This window comes from Mesorhizobium sp. M7A.F.Ca.CA.004.06.1.1 (genome assembly GCF_003999135.1).
Classification (GTDB): Bacteria; Pseudomonadota; Alphaproteobacteria; order Rhizobiales; family Rhizobiaceae; genus Mesorhizobium.
Window position 1 is genome coordinate 1 of record NZ_RZPQ01000788.1, and the last position, 2,654, is coordinate 2,654.

Sequence of the window (2,654 nt, forward strand, 5' to 3'; positions counted from 1 at the left end):
GCTGTGGGACGAGCGCATCGGCTCATCTCGACTGCAGGCCAGGAACTGGCGGATCATGGCCCTTGGCTGCCTGGCCTTGGCGACCGGGCTTTCCGGCGGACTCGTATGGCAGTCGATGCAAAGCCGTGTCGTGCCTTATGTCGTCGAGGTCGATGGCTTCGGCGAGACGCACGCCGTCGCGCCGGCGATCCGGAATTATGAGCCCTCGGATGCTCAGATCGCCTGGCATCTCGGCCGCTTCATCCAGAATGTCCGTTCCGTTTCCACCGATCCGGTTTTGGTACGGCAGAACTGGTTGGCAGCGTACGACTTTGCTAGCGATCGCGCAGCGCTCTTCCTCAACGAATACGCCAAGGCGAACGACCCCTTCGGTCAGATCGGAACGCGCAGTGTTTCGGTACAGGTCACCAGCGTGGTCAGAGCCTCCGAAAGTTCATTCCAGGTCAAATGGACCGAGCAGGTGTTTGAGCGCGGAAGCCTTGCCAGCACGATGCGCTGGACTGCGATCCTCACGATCGTGATCCGCTCGCCAAGCAATACGGATCAGCTGCGCAAGAATCCGCTCGGCGTCTTCATCAATGCCATTGACTGGTCACGCGAGCTCGACAGCGCCGTCCCAGCCCCCCTTTCTCCGACGGAGTCCACCAATGAAAGGTAAAATGTCACCGATTCGTGCCGTGCTGATCCTATCGGTGTCGGCAGCGGTCGTTTCCGCTTGTGCATCGAAGAAGGTGCCGCCGCCTGAGATTTCCTATGACGCTGCCGACTTCAAACCGGCCGCGATCGAAAAAGCGCCGGAGAGGCCGATTAGAATTGTCGAGGTGCCAAAACCACTGCCGCTGCCTGGCCAAATGCAGCCCGAGCCCGGCAAGGCCGAGGACAAGCGCCCTCCTGAAGAACGCGTCGCTGATGCCAACAAAGCCGCGACCCAGCAACCCACCAAGTACGGGTATGTTAATGCAGTGCAAGTCTACCCCTTCACCGATGGCGCGCTTTATCAACTCTATGCCGCGCCGGAGCGCGTGACCGACATCGCTCTGCAGCCGGGCGAGAAACTAACCGCCGTGTCGGCTGGCGACACCGTGCGCTGGGTCATTGGCGATACCGCAAGCGGCACCGGTGACAATCAGCGCACCCATGTTCTGGTAAAACCCTTCGCGCCGGGTCTTGCCACCAATGTCGTCATTACGACGGACCGGCGGACCTATCATTTGCAGCTTCAAAGCACCGAGAAGACCGCAATGGCGGCAATCTCCTGGACCTACAGCCAAGACCAGATCATCGCGCTTCGCCAGCGCAATGCTCAAGCCGAGGCAGTTACACCGGTCGCGTCGAATATCGCGCTCGAAAACCTTCGCTTTCGCTACTCAATCAGTGGCGACACACCGCCCTGGAGACCGACGCGAGCCTTCGACGACGGCAGCAAGGTCTATATTGAGTTCCCTCGTCGCATAGATCAGGGCGAGGCGCCACCACTCTTCATCGTCGGCGCAGATGGGAGCAGCGAGCTCGTCAACTATCGCGTGCGCGGCAACTATTACATCGTCGATCGGCTCTTCGCCGCGGCCGAACTTCGCCTCGGCACCAAGCGGCAGCAGGTGATCCGCATCAGCAGGATTGACGGCAGGCAACCGCAACGGCGGATCTCGCTCTTTCGCGGCAGCCGGCGAGGTGAGGGCTCATGATCGAAAATTCCCGCTCTGGCATCCCGCCGAAACTGGATCCCGAGGAACTGCAGCTTCGGGCCTCTCCCCGCCGCGTGGTGCGGTTCAGGCGCGGTGTGATCATCGCGATCGCAGCGCTCGGATCCGGCGCTGTCTTCGGCGTTACCATGATCGCCCTCCAGGGGCCGGCCCTTCGCATCAGGGATCAGGCGGAAGATCTCTACAACACTCAGCGCAAACCAACCGCCGAGGGACTCGATACGCTTCCCCATGACTATTCCGGCATGAAGCCGAAGCCTCCCGTCCTTGGGCTACCTTTGCCGGGCGACCTCGGCCGCCCCATCCTCGAGCGGCAGCGCCAGCTCGGCATCGTGCCGGGCCAAGACATCTCGGCCGAGGAGCAGCGTCTAGCGCAGCAGGCGATCGAAGCGCGTGAATCGCGGGTGCTTTTCCGCGTCGAAAATCGAGCTCAACAGACAGATGTCGGAGAGAGCGTGCAAACTGCTCAGCATCCATTTGAGGCGCTTCCCCAATCCGAAGCAGGACGCGCGTCAGCCTCGGTGGCGGCGGCGGAAGGCGACCAGAACAATCAGCAGCGAAAGCTTGATTTTCTCAGCCAGCGGAGCACTGGCGGGATCTACAATCCGCATGCGCTTCAGACGCCGATCTCGCCATATCAACTGATGGCTGGCAGCGTGATTGCCGCCAGCCTGATCACCGGCATCAATTCCGATTTGCCGGGCCTTGTGGTCGCGCAAGTCACCGAAAATGTGCACGACACGGTCACGGGCAACATATTGCTGATTCCGCAGGGCTCACGTCTTATCGGCGTCTACGACAGCGTCGTCGCGTTCGGGCAAAAGCGAGCGCTGCTGGTCTGGCAGCGCATTCTGCTGCCCGACGGCTCGTCGGCCGAAATCGACAATCTGCCCGCGAGCGACACCGCCGGCTACGCAGGGCTGGAAGACAAAGTCGATTTCCACACTTGGC

The 2,654-nt window shown here is 61.3% G+C and carries 3 protein-coding genes; all 3 read left to right on the plus strand.

Annotated elements, in window-relative coordinates; genetic code table 11:
- Positions 1-658, plus strand: a 658-nt coding sequence (gene trbF / locus EN906_RS30145; RefSeq protein ID WP_164777471.1) for a conjugal transfer protein TrbF, incomplete at its 5' end; no start/stop codon positions are given.
- Between the two features lies 1 nt (position 659).
- Positions 660-1,685: a P-type conjugative transfer protein TrbG gene (trbG, locus tag EN906_RS30150; RefSeq protein WP_127232321.1), complete on the plus strand. Its 1,026-nt coding sequence runs from the start codon at positions 660-662 to the stop codon at positions 1,683-1,685.
- Positions 1,682-2,654, plus strand: a 973-nt coding sequence (locus EN906_RS30155) for a TrbI/VirB10 family protein (protein ID WP_164777472.1), incomplete at its 3' end; no start/stop codon positions are given. The genes trbG and EN906_RS30155, both read left to right, overlap by 4 nt.

Bases quoted from the DNA above. Each gene is read 5' to 3' on its own strand.
- trbG (WP_127232321.1), top strand. From the start codon at position 660: ATGTCACCGATTCGTGCCGTGCTGATCCTATCGGTGTCGGCAGCGGTC.